20 protein-coding genes and 2 pseudogenes are annotated in these 22,940 nt (G+C 68.0%); 10 read left to right on the top strand and 12 right to left on the bottom strand.

Features of this window, described 5'->3' with window-relative positions:
- Nucleotides 1-60: 60 nt before the first annotated feature.
- Nucleotides 61-252: pseudogene (locus OG485_RS43575) on the bottom strand (SAM-dependent methyltransferase); the annotation flags it as partial.
- Nucleotides 253-421: 169 nt separating this feature from the next.
- Between OG485_RS43575 and OG485_RS43570 the strand changes: the two are divergent.
- A complete protein-coding gene (locus OG485_RS43570) occupies nucleotides 422-1,105 on the top strand; it encodes a hypothetical protein (RefSeq protein ID WP_328663265.1) in 684 nt (227 codons plus the stop codon).
- 31 nt (nucleotides 1,106-1,136) lie between these two features.
- Here OG485_RS43570 and OG485_RS43565 read toward each other — a convergent pair whose 3' ends face one another.
- The 5 genes from OG485_RS43565 to OG485_RS43545 form a co-directional block, all read right to left on the bottom strand.
- Nucleotides 1,137-3,116: a zinc-ribbon domain-containing protein gene (locus tag OG485_RS43565; RefSeq protein WP_328663268.1), complete on the bottom strand. Its 1,980-nt coding sequence runs from the start codon at nucleotides 3,114-3,116 to the stop codon at nucleotides 1,137-1,139.
- A gap of 466 nt (nucleotides 3,117-3,582) precedes the next feature.
- On the bottom strand, nucleotides 3,583-5,049 hold the full coding sequence (locus OG485_RS43560; RefSeq protein WP_328674194.1) for a UvrD-helicase domain-containing protein: 1,467 nt from the start codon (nucleotides 5,047-5,049) through the stop codon (nucleotides 3,583-3,585).
- Complete coding sequence (locus tag OG485_RS43555; protein ID WP_328663270.1) at nucleotides 5,046-5,528, bottom strand: hypothetical protein; 483 nt, start codon at nucleotides 5,526-5,528, stop codon at nucleotides 5,046-5,048. The genes OG485_RS43560 and OG485_RS43555 overlap by 4 nt, the downstream gene beginning before the upstream one ends.
- A complete protein-coding gene (locus tag OG485_RS43550) occupies nucleotides 5,525-6,385 on the bottom strand; it encodes a DUF6083 domain-containing protein (protein ID WP_328663272.1) in 861 nt (286 codons plus the stop codon). Before OG485_RS43550 ends, OG485_RS43555 begins: the two co-directional genes overlap by 4 nt.
- Before the next feature lie 170 nt (nucleotides 6,386-6,555).
- Entirely contained in the window at nucleotides 6,556-6,819 is a 264-nt protein-coding gene (locus OG485_RS43545) for a helix-turn-helix transcriptional regulator (protein ID WP_328663274.1), read from the bottom strand.
- Nucleotides 6,820-7,088: 269 nt separating this feature from the next.
- Between OG485_RS43545 and OG485_RS43540 the strand changes: the two genes are divergently transcribed.
- From OG485_RS43540 to OG485_RS43530, 3 genes are all read left to right on the top strand, one after another.
- Nucleotides 7,089-8,030: a hypothetical protein gene (locus OG485_RS43540; protein ID WP_328663276.1), complete on the top strand. Its 942-nt coding sequence runs from the start codon at nucleotides 7,089-7,091 to the stop codon at nucleotides 8,028-8,030.
- 540 nt (nucleotides 8,031-8,570) lie between these two features.
- Nucleotides 8,571-11,471 carry an NACHT domain-containing protein gene (locus tag OG485_RS43535; protein WP_328663278.1) on the top strand — a complete coding sequence of 967 codons (2,901 nt, stop codon included), beginning with the start codon at nucleotides 8,571-8,573 and terminating at the stop codon, nucleotides 11,469-11,471.
- Between the two features lie 307 nt (nucleotides 11,472-11,778).
- Nucleotides 11,779-13,446 (top strand): ISL3 family transposase, encoded by a 1,668-nt coding sequence (locus OG485_RS43530; protein ID WP_328674189.1) that lies wholly within the window; start codon nucleotides 11,779-11,781, stop codon nucleotides 13,444-13,446.
- A gap of 52 nt (nucleotides 13,447-13,498) precedes the next feature.
- Here the strand turns inward: OG485_RS43530 and OG485_RS43525 are convergent, their stop codons facing one another.
- Nucleotides 13,499-14,206 carry a DUF1877 domain-containing protein gene (locus OG485_RS43525; protein ID WP_328663280.1) on the bottom strand — a complete coding sequence of 236 codons (708 nt, stop codon included), beginning with the start codon at nucleotides 14,204-14,206 and terminating at the stop codon, nucleotides 13,499-13,501.
- A 114-nt stretch (nucleotides 14,207-14,320) separates the two neighbouring features.
- Between OG485_RS43525 and OG485_RS43520 the strand changes: the two are divergent.
- Nucleotides 14,321-14,473, top strand: a pseudogene (locus OG485_RS43520) (IS5/IS1182 family transposase); the annotation flags it as partial.
- 169 nt (nucleotides 14,474-14,642) lie between these two features.
- Here OG485_RS43520 and OG485_RS43515 read toward each other — a convergent pair.
- Nucleotides 14,643-15,209 (bottom strand): tellurium resistance protein, encoded by a 567-nt coding sequence (locus OG485_RS43515; protein ID WP_328663282.1) that lies wholly within the window; start codon nucleotides 15,207-15,209, stop codon nucleotides 14,643-14,645.
- 362 nt (nucleotides 15,210-15,571) lie between these two features.
- On the opposite strand from OG485_RS43515, the gene OG485_RS43510 reads away from it, so the two are divergent.
- From OG485_RS43510 to OG485_RS43490, 5 genes are all read left to right on the top strand, one after another.
- Nucleotides 15,572-16,966: a hypothetical protein gene (locus OG485_RS43510; RefSeq protein WP_328663284.1), complete on the top strand. Its 1,395-nt coding sequence runs from the start codon at nucleotides 15,572-15,574 to the stop codon at nucleotides 16,964-16,966.
- 62 nt (nucleotides 16,967-17,028) lie between these two features.
- The gene (locus OG485_RS43505) at nucleotides 17,029-17,469 is read left to right on the top strand and encodes a hypothetical protein (protein WP_328674196.1); all 441 of its coding nucleotides are present in this window, start codon (nucleotides 17,029-17,031) and stop codon (nucleotides 17,467-17,469) included.
- A 33-nt stretch (nucleotides 17,470-17,502) separates the two neighbouring features.
- Nucleotides 17,503-18,168: a vWA domain-containing protein gene (locus OG485_RS43500; RefSeq protein ID WP_328663286.1), complete on the top strand. Its 666-nt coding sequence runs from the start codon at nucleotides 17,503-17,505 to the stop codon at nucleotides 18,166-18,168.
- A gap of 23 nt (nucleotides 18,169-18,191) precedes the next feature.
- Nucleotides 18,192-19,295 carry a protein phosphatase 2C domain-containing protein gene (locus OG485_RS43495; protein ID WP_328674197.1) on the top strand — a complete coding sequence of 368 codons (1,104 nt, stop codon included), beginning with the start codon at nucleotides 18,192-18,194 and terminating at the stop codon, nucleotides 19,293-19,295.
- Nucleotides 19,292-20,245: a hypothetical protein gene (locus tag OG485_RS43490; RefSeq protein ID WP_328663288.1), complete on the top strand. Its 954-nt coding sequence runs from the start codon at nucleotides 19,292-19,294 to the stop codon at nucleotides 20,243-20,245. The genes OG485_RS43495 and OG485_RS43490 overlap by 4 nt, the downstream gene beginning before the upstream one ends.
- An 86-nt stretch (nucleotides 20,246-20,331) precedes the next feature.
- On the opposite strand, the gene OG485_RS43485 is transcribed toward OG485_RS43490, so the two are convergent.
- The 4 genes from OG485_RS43485 to OG485_RS43470 form a co-directional block, all read right to left on the bottom strand.
- Nucleotides 20,332-20,997 (bottom strand): HNH endonuclease family protein, encoded by a 666-nt coding sequence (locus OG485_RS43485; protein WP_328663290.1) that lies wholly within the window; start codon nucleotides 20,995-20,997, stop codon nucleotides 20,332-20,334.
- A 358-nt stretch (nucleotides 20,998-21,355) separates the two neighbouring features.
- Nucleotides 21,356-21,652, bottom strand: a complete 297-nt coding sequence (locus tag OG485_RS43480) for a hypothetical protein (RefSeq protein WP_328663292.1) — start codon at nucleotides 21,650-21,652, stop codon at nucleotides 21,356-21,358.
- 95 nt (nucleotides 21,653-21,747) lie between these two features.
- Nucleotides 21,748-21,951, bottom strand: a complete 204-nt coding sequence (locus OG485_RS43475; protein ID WP_328663294.1) for a hypothetical protein — start codon at nucleotides 21,949-21,951, stop codon at nucleotides 21,748-21,750.
- Nucleotides 21,952-22,097: 146 nt separating this feature from the next.
- The gene (locus tag OG485_RS43470; RefSeq protein WP_443048632.1) at nucleotides 22,098-22,565 is read right to left on the bottom strand and encodes a lamin tail domain-containing protein; all 468 of its coding nucleotides are present in this window, start codon (nucleotides 22,563-22,565) and stop codon (nucleotides 22,098-22,100) included.
- Between the last annotated feature and the right edge of the window lie 375 nt (nucleotides 22,566-22,940).

The following is a 22,940-nucleotide window of genomic DNA, read 5'->3' as shown; positions in this document are numbered from 1 at the left end:
AGAACCCGCTGCAGGCGGTCGCGAGCCGACAGGTCGGCATCGACAACGACGAAAGGCGGATCAGCGCGCCGGCTCAGACGTGCCTCGCGCCTGGTCGCAGCTGGCGACCACCAGGTATCCATCGCTCTCGGGGTCGAAGGTGGTGGACTGCACCGTAAGCCCGACACTGCGCAACTGCGCCACGAGGTCCTCATACCGGTAGGGCCAGATGGACAACCGCTCCGAGCAGGCTCGCACTGCCCCATCCGGCTCTTCCGCCTGCCTCATCACCCACCGGCATGTCCAACGCCTTTGTTAGGACCTCTAAGCGCTCAGTCTCACACGTTTGGGATCGGCCGTGTTCCTGCTCTAGGCCGAACTCCAGGTGCTCGATGTCTCCTGTGACTTGGCCTGAGACGGCGAGCCGGCTTTCAATGGCCCGGTGACGCTGACACGCCCGCTTCCGGGCAGCACTCTCGAGACGATCGCCGACTTGATCTCTCTGGAGCAGATCCTCGCACTCCTGCAGATGCACCGCCCGGTTTTCCACTCCGAAGCCGATCTCCAGCACGGCTTCGCCCGGGCGTTGTGGGAGGCGGCCCCAGAGGTACGGTCCCGACTGGAGGTGCCAGTACGTCGCGATGACCGGGCGGAGTACCTGGACCTGCTGTGTCTGGGACCGACAGGGCGTACGGCCATCGAGTTCAAATACGTCACCCGCCGGTGGTCAGGCACAGTGGGGACGCCCGCCGAGGAGTACAGCCTGCGGAACCACGGCGCACCGGACGTGGCGCGGCGTGACTTCGTACGCGATGTGGAAAGGCTGGAGCGCTTCTGCGATCGAACTGACCAGAATGGCCTCGCGCTGCTCGTGACGAACGAGGCGTCGCTGTGGAAGCCCCAGCCGCCGGGCCGCGCGCGAACCCGTGACGACGAGTTCAGGATCCACGAAGGGCGCATCCTGAAAGGCACCCTCCTGTGGGCTGAGGGCACATACGCTCCCAACACCCGCGTACTGCGCGGCGAGTATCCCCTCCGGTGGCGCCGGTACTCGCAAGTGGGTGGCAGAGGAGGCGAGTTCCGCTACCTGGCGGTCTTGGTTCAGCCGAAATCTGGCCAGACCTGAAAGGGGTATGCGACTCGGTGTCATCGCTTGCTCAAGCGCCCTCCTGAACCGCCTCGCGTGCCGGTTGTTGTTCTGTAGCGCCGTCGTCCGGCTCACCCACGGTGAGGCAGTCGATTGCGTAGGCAAGCCAGACCTCGCTCGTCACCCGGCCTCGCGCGCCCAACTTCTGACCGTTCAGCTGGGCCCATTGCTGGACGCGATGCTCTTCGAGTAGTCCATCTGACCCCAGGGCATCCAACCGGCCCGCCTTGCTGAGCCGATAGGAAGCTGTGATCCGATCGGGGACCCGTCCGTTCACGCCAACTTCGATCCCCTGCTCCCGAGCCCAGGCACGTGCATCTCGGGTCTCAACACTGGAGATGGTGGAGCGCTGCTGTTGCTTGGTCTGATTGCGTAGGCATCCGCAGCTCTTGGTATTACCCGAGGTGACCTGGGCCTGGACAGCCGTAAAGGGCGAATTGCCGCAAGCACACTGGTAGTCGCGAACGATTTCTGCGGATCGGACGGGGTTTCTGTACGGGGCGTCCACGGGCGTCAGAAGGCTGTCGTGGTGGGGTTCCGTCTCCTTGAGCCTGCGCGGGCGCGGAGATGCCACTCGTTCGGGTTTGCGTCGTGGGGGTCGCAGTTCGCCCCATACAGCGAGAATGTACGCATCAGCCTGTTCTTGGCACTGTGCGCGCCTCCTGGCGACGTAGTCGTCGAGGCCGGGAACGCTGTCAGGGATGCGATTTCGGATGGCGGTCGCCACTGCGCATGCCTGCTGATAGGGATCCGACCGCTCCGGTATCGGCACGCTCAGCGCTTGGGGCGCCTCCAAGGGGGGAAGATCCCCCACCCTCACGTGGACGAGCAAGTCTAGTTTGTCGGCTGCGGCTAGGACCTGGCTCTTTTCCGATTCGAACTGCTGGCGGTCCCTCTTCTTGACTGAGTGGTGATACGAACCGTCGTACTCGACTCCGATCCGGAGCCCGCCCTGTACATGGAAGACGGCGTCGACTTCTACCGCCTTGTAACGCCAGTGATCGGGTTTGTGCAGAGGTGGCACTGTGATCTGGTGTGAGGCGAAATCAGTCAGGCCGTCTGGTAGGCGGGCGTCCCGCGGCTGGGGCGGCACGTAATCCATCAGCCCCGCGAGCTCGGCGATGAGCCGGACTTGTTCTTTCGAAGTTCCAGCCGTTGAGCAACGCGGGCAGCGGGCACCCCGGACGCGATTGAGGATGGTTGCCTTCCAACGGTGCCCATGCCGACATCGCCAAGATAGCCTCTCATAGGCGTCTTTGGGGTCGTTCGTGTCCAGCTTCTTCCTGGAGATGTTGTGCTGACTGGTAGACAACTGGCGAGGGTCGATGTCTGGGTCGTCAACCTCGGCGGCGATCTCCGGAAACCACGTCTGCAGCGAGTTCGTGTCATCTATAACGTATCCGGCACAGACCCGGCAGCCGTCTCCTTGAAGTGCTCGCTCCTTGGTCACCGCGTCGAAATGATGCTCGACCTTGTGCCATCTGCCCGTGGTCGGCTCAACGGCCCATGTGCGACAAACCCACGGCGCCCGGTCACGTGCCGCGAAGGATGTGTCGCCTGCCGGGATCAGCCCTCGGTACTGATCGGCCAGGGTCCGGAGGTCAGCGAGCCGAATCAACTGTCGGCAGGCTGGGCAACCCGCTCCAGCTTGGACTCGGTCCTTCGGCCACGCGGGCCAGGGCTTGTGCCCAAGGCCAAGTGGGCACTCCCACAGATAGGGACTCACCGCGACGCCGCGTTGCTGAGCGGTAGCTGAAACTTCCTCGGGCCGGACTGTGTTGTCCGAGTGCCACTGGACCGCGATTTCGGGAATGTCGACGATCATCGTCTTCCCACGTCCGGCGGTGCGCCCAGCCCACCGCTCCTTCACCACAGTCTTGTGCCGGTCCCAGAAAGCGCTGACCTGCGCTTGACGCACCTTCGCCGCCGCTACCTCGGCGTGTACTCGTTCACGACGCACTCTATTAACGTCGTTCCAGAAGTGGCGCATGTCTTGAAGCATGCGCATCCGAGCTTCGCGGTCGCCTCCGGCCGGATCCAAGGGTTCCGGCCGGGGCGGCCACAGAGGTCCTGGGACCTCAGAGGTCACACGAACGTGAAGAGTGGTGTCGCTGGTGCACGCGCCGACCCGCCTGTCTGTGAACATGCCGAGAAACTACAACTCAGGACTGACATTGAACTTCCTTGCAGAAAGTACAAGTTATGGGGCCTGCGTCCCATCCGGTGGCTCCACTCGTGCCGGAGGTTCTGCTCGGCGGGCCGATTCGTGCCCGTGGGCTCGTGCAGGTTCTTGAAGAGTTCGTTGTCGTACCAGGAGTCCCTCTTGTCCCATACCCGGGACAGAGCGTCCAGCCAGTCCAGATGCTCACGCTCGGGCACGTCACAGACCCTGAGGAAGGCCTGGTCTCTTCAGGACGGGCCACAGGCAACTGTGCGACCCTGTCCGTATTCCGGTGTCATCTGACAGGTCTGCCCTCCGGATGATCGTCGATCCAAGACAGGCCACCCATGTCCAGCCGCTGACGGGTTCGTGTGACGGCCACGTAGGCGAGGCGGGCCTCGCTGTTTTCGATCGGGCCTGGGATAGTCCGCCCGTCGACGTCCTTTTGGTCGCTGTCTTTCGGTGGGGTGAAGTCGTCCGCGATCCTCACGCAGGCCCATTCGCGACCTTTGGCTTTGTGAGCGGTCGAGACGATCACCTCAGCTGACTCTTCGGAGACGAACTGGGCGACGGCGTCGAGGATGGTTCCGGTGCCGTGGGTGTCGACGAGGTCGACCAGCGGTTGCAGGTCGCGTCCCGCCGGGTCGTGGGAGGCGTAGTCCTGTAGTTCTCCCCAGGTGGCGAAGAGGACGAGTTCTGGGTGGTTGGTGCGACGGCCGTCCTTGAGGTCCTGGGCTGCCAGTGCCAGGGCGCGCAGGCTGTCGCCTCCGCCTACCAGTCCGACCTTGTGGCCGGCAGCGAGGAAATTCATCGCCTGGGCCATGGCGCCGACGTTGGTGCGGCACAGCACGGCGTCGGGGCGAGTGACTGGGCCGAGGTCGGTGGGCACGGTGTCGGTGCCGGTGAGGCGGATCGGGGCGTCGGCGATGGCGAGCCACCGGTTGGCTTCCGCGGCGAGGTGGGGGCCGAAGCGGAAGGACTGGGAGAGGGCGAGCTGGGTGCCGTCGAAGCCTGTCATGACGTCTTTGGCGCCGCGCCAGTCGTAGATGGCCTGGGCGGAGTCGCCGACCATGACGAGCTGGGCGTGGTCGCGTTGGGCGAGGAAGATCTGTTCGACGACGGGGTTGGTGTCCTGGGCTTCGTCCAGGAGCAGGAAATCGGTGTCGATCCTGGGCTGGGTGAGGGCCCAGATTTTCAGGTAGTGGTCGTGTTCGAAGCGGACTGTGCCGTCGTCGGGGTTTTGCAGGTCGGTCCAGGCTTTGCGGGCGAACGGCACGATGTGGTCAGCGAGTTCGGTGTGCAGTTTCGTGTCTTCGAGGCCGCGCAGGCGCGGGACGTGATGGCGGGCGACGGCCGTGTCGGCGGTGTGGCAGAAGCGGGCCACGGTGCGCAGTGCCGAGTTGGAGAGAGTCTTCTGCGACACGTCGCGTTGGCCGATGCGGACGGCTTTCGTGATGCCGAGGGCGTGGCCCATCTGCCAGGCGGGGCGGCGTGGGGAGTTGAGGCGGTGGGTGTAGCGGTGGCCGATGGCGGCGTAGGCCAGGGCGTGGGCGGTTTTGCAGCTGACGGTGGCCGGGAAGCGGGCGTGGGCGTCCTGGGCGATGGCGCGGTTGTAGGCGAGGTAGCGGCCGCGGCGGCGGGTGGCGCGGGCGAGTTCGGCGAGTGTGGTGGTTTTGCCGGTGCCTGCACCGGCCTGCAGGGCCAGGTGCTGGCCGGCGTGGAAAGCATCGGCGGCAGCTTGCTGTTCGTCGGTGGGCTTCAGCACGGCGCTGCTCCGGTGGTGTGGGTGAGCGCGCGCCCGAAGGCTGCCAGGAGATAGGGAGGGGTAGTGCCGGCGAGCAGGTGCTGGAGTGCACGGTCGAGGCGATCGGCCTCCTGATCGGCGTGCCGGGCCAGGGCTTGGTAGATGGCGTCTTGTACGAACAGGTTCGGTGGTCTTCTCGTCTGTTCGGCGGCAGCCTTGAGAGCGGCGTGCGCGGCAGGCGAGAAGGTGATGTTGATCAAGATCTGCCCGTGCGGGTCGGGGTAGTGCGTGGTAATCACGTCGATGGGGAGTCGTCCGCCGATCTGGTGGCGCAGCCGGTTGAGGGCCTTGGCTGGGGTTTTGGCGCGGACGAGGGCCAGAAAGCGAGTGGCGTCGTGGGTGGCTGCGAGCGGCATCGTGTGGGCGGCCCGGTGGAGTTCGGCCGGTGTGAGAGCTCTGGTCAGGGTGATGTCCAGGGCGTGGTGCCGCATGGTCATGCCTCTTCGCGGTGGGCGGGCAGGGTGTGGGGCAGGCGGGTGTGGAGGTGCGCCGCGTGCTGGAGGGGGTCGAAGACCTGCCATCCGGCTGGCGTGAGATCTGCGGCGTCGGGCGTTGCGGCGTGGGCGTGGCAGCGCTGGGTGCGCCAGCGCAGCTGCTCGGCGTAGGGCAGGCGGCTGAGGTCGTAAACGGCCATGAGTGTTGCGGGCAGCGCGAGTTGGCCGCGCTGCGGACTGGCGGGTAGTAGTGCCCATACGCCTCGGGGGCTGGTGGGATCGAGCACGCGGTGGGGGCAGCGGTGGCGCTGGCGGGTCTGGGCCACGCACCGGATGGCTTCGACGGGCGCGTCGGCGAGGTAGCGGCCCAGCAGTAGCTGAACGACGGGCTGGGCGGGGTGGTCGTTGCCGGCGGCTTGCTCGCAGGCGGCGGGAGGTGTGGGGGTGAACTGGCCTGTGTCGATCAGGCGGCGGGTGCGGACGGCGAGTTGGCGGCGCAGGGATTCCAGGTAGGGGCCGGGCGGCGCGGTGGGGGCGTGTTGCGGGCAGAGCACGTGGTGCGGGATGCGGCACCAGGGGCTGCCGTCGCCGTGGGGATAGGCGATGCCGCCGCTCAGGTGCCAGCGGCAAGGGGCGGGGATCTGGGAGGCGTCCAGTTCCGCGGGGTGCAGGGCGATGGGTCGCTGGTCGGCGCGCTGGTACCGGTCGATCCGGTGGCCGCACTGGCGGCAGCGGCTGCTCTGGCCGGTGCGCAGCAGGCGGCTGGGGCTGGTGGCGGTCACCCGCAGTGGGCGCCGGGGGCGTGTGGTGCGTGGGCTACCGTCCCAGTGGCAGCTGGCGGAGGCGGTGTTGGGGTGCATGGCGGGACCGTGCCAGGCGACACCCCGCGATTGCAGAGAAGGCCGGGCCGGGGTCGCCCGTACAGCCGAACGGCACCGAACATCCGATCCGGTTGGCGCTGAAGCGTTCGATGCGTGCTCGCCGGTTCGGGTGATTCACGGCCCGGGCGCGAGCGGGTGTTGCAGTGCGGTCAGGGATTCGGGGTGCCGGGCGAGGTGTGGTCGTCGCAGAGGGTGTTCAGCAGTTGCTCGATTGGCACGTCGAAGGTGTGGGCGAGGGTGTGCCAGGTGGTGAGGCTGCCGGTGGTGCGGCCGTGTTCGAGGTCGATGAGGGTACGGCGGGCCAGGCCGCTGCGGTCGGCGAGTTCATCGAAGGTCCAGCCGCGCTCGCCCCGCAGGCGCGCGAACTCGACGCGCAGCGCGGTGAAGTCGGGGTCGGGCGGCAAGATCGTCACCCCACCATCCGACGGTGCAGGACCCTGCCCTGTCAGTGCAGACTTCTGCACTATCTGCCGGTGCGGGAGTGACGTTCACAGTGCAGGGATCTGCACTACGGTGCGTGCGTCCCGGGTGCCGTTTGGAGCTCCCGGCAGGACGGTGAGATAGACAGGAGGACGACGGGCCGATGAGGCTTGCCGGCGCGCATCCCGCGGTGCGGCGTATCTGGACGGTGGAACTGTGTTCACGGGCAGGCGGCCCGAGGCTCATCTGTCCGCACTGCACCGTGCGCTCCCCTCCCCTGCAGGCCGCCTCCGCACGGTCTGCCGCCCTGGCGCATCTGGCCCGCCATGCGCGCGCCGACGCGCTGCCGGCGCATCTGCGCAGCTGCCAGTGCCGGGCGCAGGGCTGCTCCTGGCATCTGCGCCATCGCGGCTGCGCCGGGCCGGTACTGCTCGCCCTGACCCGCGACCGCAGCGGCCGCGCCTGGCGTCTGTCCGACACGTGTGCGGCCTGCGCAGCCGCCACCAACCACACCGCCGTCGTCCCAGCCACCCTGCTCGCGCCCCGGCAGCCCGAATACGCCGGCCGCCGCCCCAAACCGCTGGGCGGCCCTGCCGAGCGCACCCGCGTGCGGGAGATGCTCACCTACTTGTCAGCAGTACTCCCCCAGTTCACCTCCCCCGCCGCCCGCCTGCTCGCGCTGCAGTGCGCCCTGCGCGCCGACACCGGCGGCTACGTCCGGCTACCCAGGGGCCTGCTGCGCGGCATGCGGCTGCGCGGCCGCACCGAGTTGTGGGAGGAGTTGGAGCACGCCGACTGGCTGCGCCGTACGGTAGGTCGGCACCCGTACGTGGAGGCACGGCTGCTGGACGCAGCACTCCTCTCCCAGCAGGACAGCCGGGCGCGGGCCCGTGCCGCACAGTGGGCGATGCGCCCCACCCCGCTCGCCGTACCGGCCGGGCTGCCGCCGGCCGTACGGCTGACCGCGCTCGCCCTGGCCTCGCACACCTCAGACGACGCCTGCAGTACCGACCTCAAGGTCCTCGCCCGCCTGTGCGGGCACTCACCCCAGCAGACCGCGGAACTCCTCGACCGGCTCGTGGCATCGCACGCCCTGACCGCCTGGCGGCACAACCGGGAAACCGATGAGGTCTTCTGGTGGCTGCCGCCACCGGCCTGGGCGGGACATCAGCAAGGACCCAGCGGACGGCCGCCCACCCTCTGAGAGACGCCGAGAACTACTTGCCCTCGCACCGCCCGACGACGGCACCGCCAACCGTGCGGACCCGCTCTCACCCACCTTCGGCACTGACACCTCGAGGCACCGACCGGCAGTTGGACGTCCGCGAAAGGGCGCGTGCTTCGGCGACCTCGCGCGGAACCCCAGCCCGGCTGGGACTGCAAGCGGCATCGACCTCTACCTCCATGCACTGACAACCACCGCCAGTAGGGCGCTGATCAGGGTGAGGGTGCTAGCGAAGGCGACGGCCGCCTGGGTCATGCATCCGGCAGGGGAAGCTCCGTCGGCGCGAGCCAGTAGCGCGGCCGCGACAGCGCACAGCAGCGCGAGGAGCACTGCGCTGAGCAGGGCCAGGCCTGCCAGGGCGAGGGTTGTCGGTTGTGAGGTCATGGTGAGTCCTTCCGCTTTCGTCAACAGCGTTTGCTGGGAAGGAACATGACGGAATCGGCGTACGGAGACGTTCAGGTGGACGAAGATGAACGCCCCGGTGGCACAGCGTGCGGAGCCATACGGTGAGGGGGTCTGATGGAGGCGGATGACGGTGTGACGCTGGATGAGCTGAAGGGGCTCTTGCGGCGTCTTCGCAGCAAGCAACGGCTGTCGATGACCGCTTTGGAACGGCGTGCCGGGCTGGGCCACACCACGGTCAGTCAGGCGCTGAACGGGCCCTCGATCCCCAGCGAGGCGACCGTGATAGCGCTCGGTCAGGCTCTGCGGGCAGAGACCGGCGTCCTTCTTGAGCTGCGTGAGCGGGCTGCGCCGCCGGTGTATGTCCCGGCCCGGCAGAGTAGTGGTGAAGACGACCGGTTCGAAAACCGGTACCGGCAGTACGTGCAGCAGCGCCACGGGCGTCTGTCGGTTGTGGGGCTGGACCTGTCACGGCCTGAGCGTGCGTGCTGGCCGCTGGATGCCGCCTACCTGAGCCTCGAACTGGCCGTCCCGTCCGCGAACATGGAAGCGGCCGGTGGTGTCGATCCTGGTCCGGATGGCGGCAGCGGTGCGAGGGTGCGGGTGGAGCGTGCCGAGCAGGCTCTGGGGGGGCGACGGCGGACCCTGGTGCGAGGTCTGGCCGGCAGCGGGAAGACCACGCTGCTGCAGTGGCTCGCCGTCGGAGCCGCCCGCCGAGACCTGACCGGAGGCATGTCCCACCTGAACGGCTGCATCCCGTTTGTGCTGCCCCTGCGGTCGCTCGTGCGCCGAGGCGAACTGCCCACCCCAGATCAGTACCTGAGCGCCGCCGGATGCCACCTGCACACGGCGCAGCCACCCGGCTGGGCCGATGACCTGCTCGACAGCGGCCGCGCCCTGCTCCTCATCGACGGCCTCGACGAAGTTCCTCAAGGCCAACGTGCCCACACCCGGCGGTGGCTGAATGAGTTGCTAGCCGCCTATCCGCGAGCCACCTGCTTGATCACCACGAGGCCTTCCGCGGTGCCCGAGGGATGGCTGGCAGACGCCGACTTCACCGAGGCCTCGGTGCGGCCGATGAGCAGCCGTGACGTCGGTGTATTCGTTACCCGCTGGCACACCGCGGCGGCAGGCAACGTCACAACTGCCCAGGAGCGTGACCACCTGTCCGCGCTGCAGGAGGCGCTCAAGGACACGGTGCGCGCCCAGCGCGATCTCGCCCACCTGGCCACCACTCCGCTGCTGTGTGCGTTGGTCTGCGCCTTGCACCGCGACCGGCGCGGTCACCTGCCCCACGGACGCATGGAACTGTATGAGGCGGCCCTGTCGATGTTGCTGCACCGCCGCGACACCGAACGCGACATCCACGCCCCCGAAGGCCTCACCCTCACCGAACACCACAGCATCCAGCTGCTGCAGCGTCTGGCCTACTGGCTGATCCGCAACGGGCAGACCGAGCTCGACCACGACACCGCCCGCGCCCTCATCGCCGACGCCCTGCCCTCGATGCCGCACATCGCCGAGCAGGCCGACGCCGACGCCGTCCTCATGCATCTCCTGGCCCGCAGCGGCCTGATCCGCCAGCCCACGGCCGACACCATCGACTTCGTCCACCGCACCTTCCAGGATTACCTCGGTGCCAAGGCCGCCCTTGAGTCCCGCGACATCCCCCTGCTGGTCAAGAACGCCCACGACGACCAGTGGGAAGACGTGCTGCGTATGGCCGTCGCTCACGCGCGCCCCGATGAACGCGCCCGACTCCTGTGCCGGCTGATCAGCCGCGGCGACCGTACCCCCAAGCACCGCAGCCGGCTGTATCTCCTGGCCATGGCTTGTCTTGAGCACGCGACAGAGCTCGACCCGGCGGTACGCCGTGAGGTCGAAGCCCGCACGGCCGCGCTCCTACCCCCGCGCGGTTTTGACGAAGCCCGCGAGCTCTCTGCAGTCGGCCCGGTCATCCTCGATCTTTTGCCAGGGCCCGACGGGCTCGAAGACGACGAGGCCGAAGCGGTGGTCCGTACCGCAGGCCTGATTGGTGGCGACGCCGCCCTGACCGTGGCGAAGCGCTTCCGCAACAGCGAAAAGGACAACGTCGCCTGGGCCCTTCAGGCCGCGTGGGACCGGTTTGACCCGCACGACTACGCCAGCGAGGTCCTCTCTCACGTGCCCAACCTGCGTATGCTCACGGTGTCCACGCCTGAACAGCTGGCGGCCCTTCGCACCCTGCCCTCACTGCCGGGTGTCTCCTTCGACGGGCCCTTCACCCACAAGGAAATGGCCTCTGTCATCGACCCCGGCATGTTCCAGCAACTGATGCTCCGCGACAACCCGGTGCTGCAACAACTGGCCTTCCTCCAGCCATACACCGCCCTGGAACGGGTCAGCCTGACGGGGTGCTCCAACATCGAGGACCTGACCGACCTCGCCAACTCCACCGTCAAGGATCTTCAGTTGTGGACCGGCAGCTCGGTACGCCTCGAAAGCCTCAAAGAACTGACAGGCCTTACGTTCTTCGGCATAGACCAGGAGCTGCCCCGGTGCGGCCTCGAAACGCTCCCCGTGACGGCCGACTTGACGACGTTGTTCCTTGGTTCCACAACATGCCGGAGTATCGGCACGCTCCGCGGCATCACCCGTTGGCCCAACCTGACCAGCCTGAACCTGTGCGGCCCGGTCAAGGAAATCAGCGACCTCAAAGCGCTACCCCACCTCGATCTCCTCATCCTGCAGGGCGAGGCCGGCCTCTCCCTGCTCGAACACCTCACGATCACACCTCAGATCACCAGACTCACCGTGACCAATCTGCAAAGAGGCGACAGTCTCGCGCTCGTTGCCACGGCTCTGCCCCAGCTCAAGGAACTGAACATTCACTGCTTCACCGGACACCGGTCCATCGACCTCACCCCGCTGCGCAGCATGCCTGACCTCATCATTCGTCTTTACGGCGCCGTGGAAGTCACCGGCGCCGAACACTTCCCGGCCAACGCAATCACCCGCACCCCACGCCCCCGCAACTGACCCCACCAGCACCGAAACCTGGTCGGGTCTACAGCCCGGTTGGACCCAGGCCGCCGCGCGAGCTCCGGATCCGTTCGAGAGGGGGGCGTGCGTTGATACTGGTGCGGCGTTAGCCAGGTGTCACCAGAATCGTGGGGCCAGCCGCGACCGGCCGCAGGCGAAGTAGCTGTTGCTGGCAGCATCCACGCGGGCCTGGATCTGCTGGAAGGCCTGTTTGGCACGACGTCCAGGACGTTGTCGACGGTCACGTAATTCGGCTCTGGCGACGATCTTGTGATGCTGTCCGGCTGAACTGGGCATCTCCTGGGTGTGCGGTTCAGGGGGTTTGGGGCGGTTGCTACCGCATTTAGCTGATGTGGTGGTGGAGGCAGTCAAGCGGACAGCAGGGACGGTCACGTTACATGCGGCCTGCCAGTCGCTCCCGGCGAGATGCCCGGGGTGCGGGATGCCGTCGTGGCGAGTGCACGGTCGCTACATCCGTCGGCTGACCGATGCTCCGTTGGGCGGTGCGTCCGTCGTGATCGAACTGGCGGTGCGCCGGTTCAAATGCCTCAACTCCCATTGTCCGGCGGTGACGTTCGCCGAGCAGGTCCCCGGGCTGACCAGCCCGCATGCCCGCTACACGCCGCTGTTACGAAGCGTGCTCGTGTCGATCGCGCTGTGCCTGGCGGGCCGCCCCGGCGCTCGTCTGGCTGCCGCGTTGAAGATCCTGGTCGCCAAGGACACGCTCTTGAATCTCCTGCGCGCCTTGCCGGACCCGCCTGCCTCGGCGGTCCGTGTCCTGGGCGTCGACGACTTCGCTCTGCGTAAGGGCGATACCTACGCCACTCTCCTGGTCGACCTGGAGGCCCGCCGGCCGCTCGACGTACTTGCCGGCCGGGACGCCGAGCCGCTGGCCGCATGGCTGCGCGGCCACCCCGAGGTGGAGATCATCTGCCGTGACCGGGCCGGCGCCTACGCCGAGGGTGCTCGTTCCGGAGCCCCGCAGGCACAGCAGATCGCGGACGGATGGCATCTCTGGCGCAACCTTGCCGAGGCCGTGGAGAAGACGGTTGGCGCCCACCATGCCTGCATCCGGGCTGCGTTCGCCTTGCCCCCGGTCACCGAGGAAGCATCTGAGGAGACCCGAGTCACCGCTGCGTCACCGGTGGAGGTCGTGCCGTTCATCCCGCCCGATGGCACGTTCGACGTCACGGGGAAACCGCGGCGGCTGGTCGCCCGCACGACCGAGCGGTACGAGGCGGTCCAGAAACGGCTGTCCGCGGGGATGCCGCTGGCCGCGATCCGCCGCGAGCTGCGGCTGGACCACTCGACCGTACGGCGCTTCGCCCGCGCCCAGAGCCTCGACGAACTCCTGGTCAAGGCGGTCAACCGGAACTCGATTCTGGACGTCTACGAGCCCTACCTGCACCGACGGTGGAACGAGGGCTGCCACGACATTCCCCAGCTCCACCGCGAACTGCGCGAGCAGGGCTTCAGCGGCGACATCCAGTGCGTCCGCCGCTACTTCCGCCCGTTCAAGAAGCCCCATAGCCCCAGGCCGAGGCAGCCGCCAGCACGTCCTCCCGAACCGTGGCCGGCACCGAAGCCCCGCCGAATCATGCGCTGGATCATGACGACCCCCGGGCACCTCGCCGACGCCGACGCGGCAGAACTCAAAGAGATCAGAGCCGCCTGCCCACACCTCGACGCCGTCGCGCAGCACGTCCGCGACTTCGCCGACATGATGCGTGATCTGCGGGGCGACCTGCTGCCCGCCTGGATGGACCGCGTCCACGCCGACGACCTGCCCGCGCTGCACTCCCTGGTCGCAGGGCTCCGCCGGGACCAGGACGCCGTCGTCGCCGGCCTGTCCACTGACTGGAGTTCCGGGCAGGTCGAAGGCCAGGTGACAAGAGTCAAGCTGATCAAGCGGAAGGGCTACGGTCGCGCCAACCTCGACCTGCTCCGCCGACGCATACTCGTCGCGGACTGATCCTGCCCGTGCCCGTCAGACAGACCATCGACCAACAGCCCACCTCGGGAAGTCAGTCCCACCATGAGACGACAGCAAGGCCCTGCTTCCGGGCTCCTGCATAGAACTCGCGAAGAGCATCGAAATGGTCCATCAGATACGTTCTGGGCCCGTCGACGAGGCCTTCGGCTCCGTGGCCGATCAGCGCTCCTGCCTCACGGATGTCGAGTGGCAGCACAGCCAGAACGGCCTGGAGGTCGATCTCCTTGAGCAGACCGGAGACTCGCCTGACTGCCAACGGTTCAAGGGCGGCCGGTGCAGGCCCGAAGGGCCCGATGGCATGAGGGTGAGCATTGAGGAAACCGACATCCATCGCCAGACCGCCGTCGGTGGCCTGCCTGAGCGCGGCGAGGTGCAATTCGCCGACTCCGGCGATATCGCACGCACGTTCCAACATGGCTGGGACCCAGTCGAGGTCAAGGCAGTCAGCCGTCGGCGGGTCCCACTGGTGATCACCATCGAAGGACTCCTCGGCGCGTGTCCGGCAGGCGGCGAGATACTCCGCAGAGACTCGGGCAAGCTGCTGGGTGACGGCCATGACAACCAGTATCCCGGGGGCGTCCACCCCTTTTTTGAGCACCCCGTTCGTCACAAGATCTTCGCCAGAGCCGAATTGCATGACCGTCGACAAGGAGAGGGCCTCGACTGGCACGCAGGAGGTTGAGGCCGTGAAGGACTGTCGCCTGCGCCGCCCACCGCGCCCTGCGGCCTTCTTCGCCAAACGGCTATCCCTCGTGCGCCGAGCAGCTGGAGCTGGTCCCGGCGGGACCACAGCGTCGGCGCCGTGGTCCCGTCAGCGTGCGAGCGTGACCTCGATCGGCTTGTTCGTAAGGGCTTGTTGCGAGTGGTGCGAGAGCGGGGTGGTAGCGGTCCCGGTGGCGGCCGTCCGTGGTGTCTGCCGCAGACGGACCAGGTGTTGTCGGCGGCGATCTACTACCGGACAAACCTGGCCATGAGGCAGCTCGGGCCGCTGTTCGCGGTCTCGCCGGAACACCTCCGCGCACGCGCCCGGGAAGGGCCCCACTTCCTCTTCCTCTGGAACGGCAGCCGTCTTGCCAGCCGCCGCTGAAACAGGCCCGCGCGCAATCGACATCGCCGCAGGCAGCGACGGAACCGAGGCTGCCCTCGTCAGTTCCGTCGCGCCGGAACGCCCGGCCTCACAGAGATGGCTTGACCGCCGGTACCCATGCAAATCCGAAGCCGTACGCCTTGTCGATGAGCTGCTGGTTCGACAACCACGGCTTGGTGGTGAACCAACGGACCTCGCGTCGGATTTCGAGGGCGTCCCGCCCCGGGGTCAGCAGGGCGATCGCGCACGAGGTGGCCCCGGCCGGGGAGTCGTCCAGGTGGATGCGCCAGGTGCCGCTCGGCGCGCTGACGGTGACCACCCCTCCGAGCATGCGAAAGTCGGCCGCGCCCTCGTAGAGGTAGACGTAGACGAGGAGTTTGGTGAACTGGTGCCGGTGCTCAAGGCTGATGCGGAGCGTTTCCCCGTCGGAAGTCTCACCGGTGCGGTCGTCCTGGTCGAGGCCGACGTAGGGCCAGGCGTCGAGGTTCCCAAACTCACCACCAAGGGGCTGGACCGCGGCGCCTTTTCCGTCGCTGGTGGCCACCATGCAGCCCAGATCGAGATCGGCTTCAGCCGTGACCGACCAGTTCAGGTTCACTTGGAGAACGCCCGGCCCCGCGATCTCGGCACGGGGTGTCTGACGGGTGAGGTCCACGGCACACGGCCGTGGCTCGCGAGCGCCTCGTTCCCTGGTCGGCTGGCCGCCACTCAGCCGGATGACCCCCCGTTGTCTGCCATCACCGCTCATGCAAGCCCCCTGATTTGACGCTTTGCACGGTCGCTCTCATACCCAGCCGTCCGTCGATGCGATCATGGCCTATTATTGCGCAACCCGTGAAGGGGACGTGAAGATCCGTCAACCGTTCGTCTTGTGCGGCAGGAACATACGCGCTGGTCCCAGCCCAGGTTCTCGCCATGTCTCGACACGTAGAAACGTTCCGGCATTGCCGGGCAGGGGTGGGAATGTTGGCGGGAAAACAACTCGACAAAAAAGTGGCGGCACGCCACCTCGAGGACATGGCGCAGGATCCTGTGCTCGCACCGCGCGCCGAGGAGCTGCGTGCGCTGGCTGGGGCACTTGACTCCAGCGACACCGAGGCTCTGGACGCCTGGGCTGATCTCGACCTGATGGGACACTTCGCGCGGCCCGAGAGCGTCACCGAGACGGTGCCCGACGGCCGTGGCACACGTCTGGATTCCGTACTGGACTGGGTTCTGGGAGCCCTGGTCTTCCTGCCGCTGCTCTTCACCTGGTTCGGCCTGTGGCAGGCCTCGAGCGCGTACGGGGCTCTCACGGGCGACGATCCCAAGGCCGCGGGTCGGCCTTTCCTGCAGCTGTGGCAGTCCGGGTTCGACGGACACCTGGGTGGGCTCTTCCGGTTCGGTCACGTGGCCGTGGGCGGATGCGTCACCCTGGCAACGCTGTTCGTGCTCACGGCGGTGCACGGCTTCCGGCGCTCCGCCGCCGAACGCCGAGACGAGCACGCCCGCGAGCGCACCCGTGCCGCCCTCGCCCGCCTGGTCCCGGTCCTCACCCATGCGCAACTCCTGCTCAACGAGCACCGCTTCGCCTCCCCGCAGCGCTTCGCCGCGGAACTCAACTCGGCGGCCGGGCGACTGCAGCGCATGCAGTCCAAAGCCATCACCACCCAGGAAGAACTCACGCGCGCTGCCCAGCTGGTCGCCGAAGCCGCGGAGAAGGCGGAGAAGCGTCTCGCCCAGGCGGAGACGTACGTGCGGCCGATCGAGAAGGTGGTGCTGCGGATCGAGGAGGCTGTGCGGGAGAGCGGAACGGCTATCCAGAGCGCGGTGCGGAATCTGGACGACCCGCTGGACCAGGCGGGCCGACGGCTCGCCGACGCTGTCAGCGGACAGACGGGCGTCCTCGACGAGGCGTTGGAGAAGCTGCGGACGGCCGGGGACGAGATGCGCAACATCCTCACGCGGGCTGCTGACCGGCTGGAGACCGCGGTCGGCGACAACGGCGACATCGTCCACAGGGCCCTGTCGGACGCGGCACAGCGGGTCGAGGATTCCCTAACCGTTCTGGCCGCCTCCCAGCGCGGGTTCACGACCGGCGTGGAAGTGGTCGCGGACGTCAACGGCCGACTGCTCAACGACCTCGGGGCGGTGGCCGAGCGCACCGGTGAGGCCGCGGAGGTCTCCCGCGAGGCGCTGCGCGGCATCGAGGCACGCAGCCGTGCGCTGCACGAGGCGGCCGACCGCTTCAGCGGCGTCACCGATGCCCTGGCGTTGGTGCTCCGCGAGACCGAGACGGCGCGCGCCGAGACGGTCACGGCTCGGGCTGAGGCGCAGGCTGCGCGGGCCGGGGCCGAGGCGGCTCAGAGGCGCGCGGAGGAGGAGCTGCGGCAGGCGAAGGAGCTGCGGACCGGAATCGGTTCGGCACGGTGAGCCCGCCGAGAAGAGGGTTCCGGTTCACGCCGTTGCACCTCGCCGGGTGGCTCTTCGCCGACATGCTGCTCGTGCTGGCTCTGGTGTCCATGGGGGACCGGGGTGATCCGCTGGCCGCGCAGGCCGCCGCGGCTCGCCCCTCCACGTCCAGCGCGTCCCCTAGCGCGAAGCCGTCGCCCGAACCGAGCCCGACGCCCTCGGGCCCCCGGTCGGTGGAGCGCAAACCGGTGAAAATACGTGTCGCGGCGGCGGCCGGCGACACCGCGCGGATGGTGAAGCAACTCCGCGCCGCCACCGCGCGCTACAAGGGCCGCACCGCCGCGTTCGTGCTGACCTTCGGCCAGGATCCCGAGCCCGGCGCCGGCCAGGCGTACGCGAGCAGGATCAACGCGTCTCTGCGCAAGGCCCGACCGCACATGTTCACCGACACGACGACTCGGGACTTCTGGAACGGCGGTGCCCCCGGCACGGCCGACCTGGAGATCTACTTCTACACCCGCTGACGGCTGCGCCGTCCTCAACGACCAGGAGAGTCCATGCAGATCCTGCCCTTCTACATGGTGTGCGACGAGTCCGGTTCCATGGCGGGAACCGGCGTGGACACCATCAACGCAGCGTTGCCTGACCTGCACCAGGAGATCAGCACCAATCCAAGCGTGGCGGACAAAATACGCTTTGCCCTGATTGGCTTCTCCACGCAGGCTTCGGTGCTGCAGCCGCTCGCCGACCTGAGCGAGCTGACCCAGCTGCCGTCTCTGTCCGCTGGCGGAGTGACCTCCTTCGGCGCCGCCTTCCGCCTGCTGAAGGACACCATCGAAAAGGACGTCGCGGCATTGAAGGCCGACGGCCACGACGTGTACCGGCCGGTTGTCTTCTTTTTGTCCGACGGCATCCCCACGGATCATGACTGGCGCACTGCGCTGCAGGAGGTGAACGCGTTCCGCTACGCCCCGAAGATCATCGCCTTCGGGATCGCCGACGCCGACGCTGCGACCATCACCGAGGTGGCCAACTTCAAGGCATTCATCCAGCAGGACGAGTCCATCAACCCGGCCGTCGCACTGCGCGAGTTCGCCTCGAGCCTAACCCGATCCATCATCAACTCAGCGACCAGCATGTCCGCGCAGAGCGGGGAGGGCTTCCAGCTACAGGTCGACGACCACGTGCCTGGCTACACCAGCGTCTCCCTGGACAAGCTGTGAGCGCCCCCGTGAACGGCGAGGACATGCACGGCTCGTACGGCGCGCCGGAATGTCCCGTCCGTGACGCCCGTCAAGACGACCTCGACGCACACTTCAAGAGCCTGCCGCACGAGGTGGTGGCAGCCGGTACGGCCGCCCCCTCCCCGACGGCACCGCCGACGCCACAACCGGCCGAGGGCGCCGTGCCGTCCTGCGAGCCCGCGGCCGAGTTCCGGCGAGGGGTGCCGGCACACGTAGGCACACGTCCTCCGACGTATCCACCTCATCCCCTGCGACGTCCCTCCCTGCGGGACGGCGACACATTCGCCGCCCTGTCCCCCGTGATACGGCTGGACGGCACCCAAATCGGGCGACTGACTGTGCGGGCCGCATCCGTCCGCGGAGACTCCCACAACTGGGAGGGCAGCTGCCGCCAGGACGCCATGGTGGTGACACACATCGGGCCCCCAGATGCGGAAATGCTTCTGCTGGCGGTCGCGGACGGTGTGGGTTCTGCCCGCTACTCGCACGTGGGCTCCAATGACATCTCCCAAGTGGCAGCCGTCCACCTGGACCGGGAGGCAGAGAGCATCTACGCGGCGCTGTGCGCCCAGGACGTCAGCGAACTGCGTGTCCTGGCCACCAAGGCGGTCGCCGGAGCGGCCGCCGAGCTGCGATCCGCATGGGCGCGGTCCGCACAGCACACGCCCCGCCCCTACGCCGACGAGGACTACGCCACCACCCTGCACGTCCTCCTGATCCCCACGGACCCGCACATCCGCGACCGCGTTCTGTGCAGCGTGGGCGACGGCGGACTGTTCGTGCTGCGCGACAGCCACTGGGAGAACGGGGACCCGGACGACGGCGAAGGCCTGCTCGACACTCGGACCGAGGCGCTCCCGCACGCCTACCGCAGCGTCAAGGCCACCCTGTTGCGCACCGTGCCGGGCGAAGTCCTCCTGCTGGGCACCGATGGCATCACCAATCCCCTCACGCAGAAGGACCCGGAGTTCGCACGCCGCCTCGCCGACGCATGGGGTAGGCCCGAGGTGCCCTCGCTGTCGGACTTCCTGTGGCAGGCCCAGACCCGGGCCAAGTCCTACGACGACGACCGGACCGTCATCTGTGTGTGGGAGGAGGGGGCATGAGCGCCGAGGACGGCGCCGACATCGCCCGCTCGTCGCTCAGGCTGGGAGACCGGGTCGGCAGTGGAGGCCAGGGTGACGTGCATTCCGTCGGTGGCGGTGACCTGCTCTACAAGGAGTACAAGGATCCCTCCAAGGTCAATGGCCAGGCGCTCGCGGACCTGGTGGCGTTCCGGCAAGGGCTCGTCCCGACGGACCGGAGCCGCCTGGACGCCCTCGCCGCCTGGCCGCTGTGCCGTGTGATTGAGGGCGGCCGGGCGGCCGGCTTCCTCATGAGGCGTGCCCCGTCCCCCATGACGTGGCGCACCGCGACGGGCGCGACGAAGCTCCTCGAGTTGCAGTACCTGATCAGGCCGCCAAAAGTGGCCTGGCAGGAAGTAACGCAGCCGACTCCCGAGCAGCGCAGGGCCCTGGCACGAGCCTGCGTCGATGCGATCAGCTGGTTCCACGACGCCGGACTGGTGATCGGGGACATCTCGCAAGCCAACATCCTGTGGTCGCTCACGCCCGAGCCCGCCGTCCACTTCCTGGACTGTGACGGCTTCCGCCGGGTAGGGCGCGAGGCCGTCCAGTCGCAGGCCGCCACCCCCGACTGGAACGACCCGCTCGCACCGTCCACCGAGGCGAGCGTCGACACGGACGCATACAAAACGGCTCTCACCGCAGGACGCGTACTCGCCCAGGATCCCTACGCCAGACCGGACCAGGAGTTGCGGCCCGTGGCCGGCTGCCTCAACGAGCGTCAGGCGGCGGCAGCGACACGGCTCTTCGCGCAGGCGGCGGGCGAACGCGGAACCCGGCCCCGTCCGAACGAGTGGCAGACCGCATTGAGCGACCGCGGCGTCATCACCCTCACAGCAGCCGCACCCCGGCCTCGTCCCTCCGTAGATCACACGGTCCTGGACGGCGTGCGCGACCGGAGGCCGATCGACTTGCGCACACCTGGACGGTAGACGGGGAATCCGGCGAATCCGTCGGCAGAACGGCTGGCGCGGCCTGCATTTACGGGTGCGGGCAGAGTGCCGCTACCGAACTCCTGTCATCGCGCGAGCGTGACCTCGATCGGCTCGTTAGGGCAGCTGCTGAGGGTCTTGGAGAGAGCGGCTTCCTCCCCGGGGTCAACGGACAGCTGGTAGCGGGTCTTGTCGGCGACCCAGTCGGTGACGTACTGGCAGCGGTAGCCCGCGAAGGGAGGCAGCCAGGTGTTCGGGTCCTGGTCCGACTTGGAGCGGTTGGACGCGGCGGAGACGGCGATCAGTGCACGGACGTCGTCGAGGTCATTGGCGTAGGCCTCGCGTTCCTTCGCCGTCCAGGCGGAGGCTCCGCTGTCCCACGCTTCGGCGAGCGGGACGAGGTGGTCGACGTCGAGTTTCCTGGCGTTGTCGAAGTAGGCGTCGTCGTACGGGCTGTACCAGGATCCGCCGGTGAGCATGCAGTTCGGTCCCTGCTGCGGAGCCTCGACCGCCTCCTCCAGGAGGACTTCCATACGCGTGTTGCAGCCGTCCCGGTCGGCGTCGATCCAATGGCGGAACTTGCTGCGCTCGTAGCCGGCCCTGACTTCGCCCGCCACCGGGAGCTCGGCGATCAACTCACGCACACTCCCCACCCGGGTCGGGTCATGGGCCTGTGCCGCGGCCACCGGCAGGCCACCGGCCAGCGCCACCGCGGCCAGCGTGCAGATCAGCGTCCTCTTCTTGAGCGTCATGCGGCATGACTACCGAAGCAGAAACGGTCACCCCGCGACGGCGCCACCACCGGTCACCCGAATGCGGCAAGCCACCAGCCCATGCAGCACAGCTCCGTCCCGACCCCTGCAGGTCACCCTCTTGCGTGATCCGGCCGGTCATCACCCTCTCGCTGATGCCGTAGCTGAGCGGGGTGCCCGACGAAACGGCACGAGCCTGCCCTCTGCGATCACCGTTGACCAGAGTTTTGCCTCGTGTGTGGTCGGCTGACGTCGCGAGATGGCCACCGAGGGCAGATGCAGCGAGCCGGTACCAGTCCGCAGGCTGGCGGCGCGCTGACCAGTCGTGGTCGGGGCGATGGCCAGGGTGCGGCGACGGTCAGGGGGTGTCGCCGGAGTAGTAGAAACGGCACGTCACACCCGGGCCAGGCATGCGGAATTCGCCGGGGTGCGGGTCGTACAGGGCGCGGCCGCCGGGCCACCGCCCGAGTTCGGTGGGCAGGGCCACGCCGTCGTCGACTTCCTCGGTCCGCCATCCGTGGATGTCCAGCAGGAGGCCGTCCAGCGGTCCGCCGACCAATGTGGCGTAGGTCCGGTGCGGGAGCGGTCCGGGGTTGGGGTCCTCGTGGTCCGCGCCGTAGACACGCCTGTTCAGCAGCTGCTCGTCGCCGTTCATGCCCTCCAGCGTTGCAGCCGCCACCGACAACGCGGGCTCGCCCAGCACCTTGGGCCTGTCTGCATGGTCGGTCGCTGCGCCTTGCCATGGCCGGATCAGGTGCGCCGACGTCCGAACCAGCCGCCGGCCTTCTGCGCGGCCTGCTCGGCCTCCTGCTCCTGGCGGTGACCTGCCTGGTCCTGGCGCTCGCGTTCGTCGGCTTCAGCCTGCTGTTCGGCTGCAACGGCTTGGTCCTGGCAGTTCTCGCACAGGTGCGGGTGCGACTCGCGCGCCGTGCTCCAGTCCCGTACGTCGGCCACGGCCCACCGGCCGTCACTGAACTTGTTCCCGTAGTCCCGGACAGGACGGTGGGCCGGGTCGCAGGTGATCGGCCCGGCCCCTCTGGCTTTACCACCGCCCGCCCGGCGAGGAGCGGGCCGGGCGAGCGGTGGCAGTTCAGGTCCGGTCAGCGGTGGAAGTGGCGGCGGCCCCAAGAGGCGTCGTCGATGAAGCGGCCGTGGTCGTTGCGCAGGGTGGCCCTGTCGCGGTCGTTGTTCCACACGTAGGCGCGCCGGTCCTGGTAGAGGTCGGTTCGACTGTCGCGGCCGAGGCCGGTGTGGACGCGGACCGTTGCGCGGCCGCCCAGGCGGTAGTGGTCGAAGGTGTAGGTGTGGCCGTCCGCATCCGAGAGGGTCCAGCCGTCCAGGTTCACGCTGCGACGGGTGTTGTTGGTGATCTCCACCCACTCCTGGTTCAGGGAGCGGTTGGAGCGGTCGTCACGGCCCGGGGAGTCGTACTGCACCTGGCTGATCTCCACCGCCTGGCGGTGCGGGCGGGGGTCGGCGGCGGATGCCGGGACGGCGATCGCCGCGGTGATGGCAGCAGCACTCAGCGCGGCGGCGGTCAGACGGCGAGAGGTCGTGGATACGGTCACAGGAATCCCCCTGCATTGTGCGGGCACAACCTCAAAACGCCCTGGTGGGTGCCGGGTTGTGCGGTGTGCGGGTGGCGGCCGGCCGGCCGCGCATTCACACCTTGCCCTCCAGATCGCCGGGATGTGAACGCCATCCGGAGTGCGTTACCGATCAACCGCACCGCCGTGACACTTGGCTGCAACAGCCATCCATTTCGCCGGTGTACGAAGTTGACGCGTGCCCGCTCTCGGCAGCCTTGCAGCAGTTGGTCATCAGGCCCTGACCGCCAGGTACCGCCACCCCACCAGGCAGCCAGCCGTCACCCGAAAGTGAGTAACAGCCCTTCCGTCACGAACAATGGCTCCGGACGGCAGGTGCGCACTGCGGCAGGCCGC

It is taken from the genome of Streptomyces sp. NBC_00328 (genome assembly GCF_036139655.1).
Taxonomy (GTDB): Bacteria; Actinomycetota; Actinomycetes; order Streptomycetales; family Streptomycetaceae; genus Streptomyces.
This window is presented reverse-complemented; position numbering and strand designations above follow the sequence as displayed.

Bases quoted from the DNA above. Each gene is read 5' to 3' on its own strand.
- OG485_RS43565 (WP_328663268.1), bottom strand. From the start codon at position 3,116: ATGCGCCACTTCTGGAACGACGTTAATAGAGTGCGTCGTGAACGAGTA.
- OG485_RS43555 (WP_328663270.1), bottom strand. From the start codon at position 5,528: ATGACCATGCGGCACCACGCCCTGGACATCACCCTGACCAGAGCTCTC.
- OG485_RS43550 (WP_328663272.1), bottom strand. From the start codon at position 6,385: ATGCACCCCAACACCGCCTCCGCCAGCTGCCACTGGGACGGTAGCCCA.
- OG485_RS43535 (WP_328663278.1), top strand. From the start codon at position 8,571: ATGGAGGCGGATGACGGTGTGACGCTGGATGAGCTGAAGGGGCTCTTG.
- OG485_RS43510 (WP_328663284.1), top strand. From the start codon at position 15,572: ATGGCGCAGGATCCTGTGCTCGCACCGCGCGCCGAGGAGCTGCGTGCG.
- OG485_RS43505 (WP_328674196.1), top strand. From the start codon at position 17,029: ATGCTGCTCGTGCTGGCTCTGGTGTCCATGGGGGACCGGGGTGATCCG.
- OG485_RS43500 (WP_328663286.1), top strand. From the start codon at position 17,503: ATGCAGATCCTGCCCTTCTACATGGTGTGCGACGAGTCCGGTTCCATG.
- OG485_RS43495 (WP_328674197.1), top strand. From the start codon at position 18,192: ATGCACGGCTCGTACGGCGCGCCGGAATGTCCCGTCCGTGACGCCCGT.
- OG485_RS43490 (WP_328663288.1), top strand. From the start codon at position 19,292: ATGAGCGCCGAGGACGGCGCCGACATCGCCCGCTCGTCGCTCAGGCTG.
- OG485_RS43485 (WP_328663290.1), bottom strand. From the start codon at position 20,997: ATGACGCTCAAGAAGAGGACGCTGATCTGCACGCTGGCCGCGGTGGCG.
- OG485_RS43480 (WP_328663292.1), bottom strand. From the start codon at position 21,652: ATGAACGGCGACGAGCAGCTGCTGAACAGGCGTGTCTACGGCGCGGAC.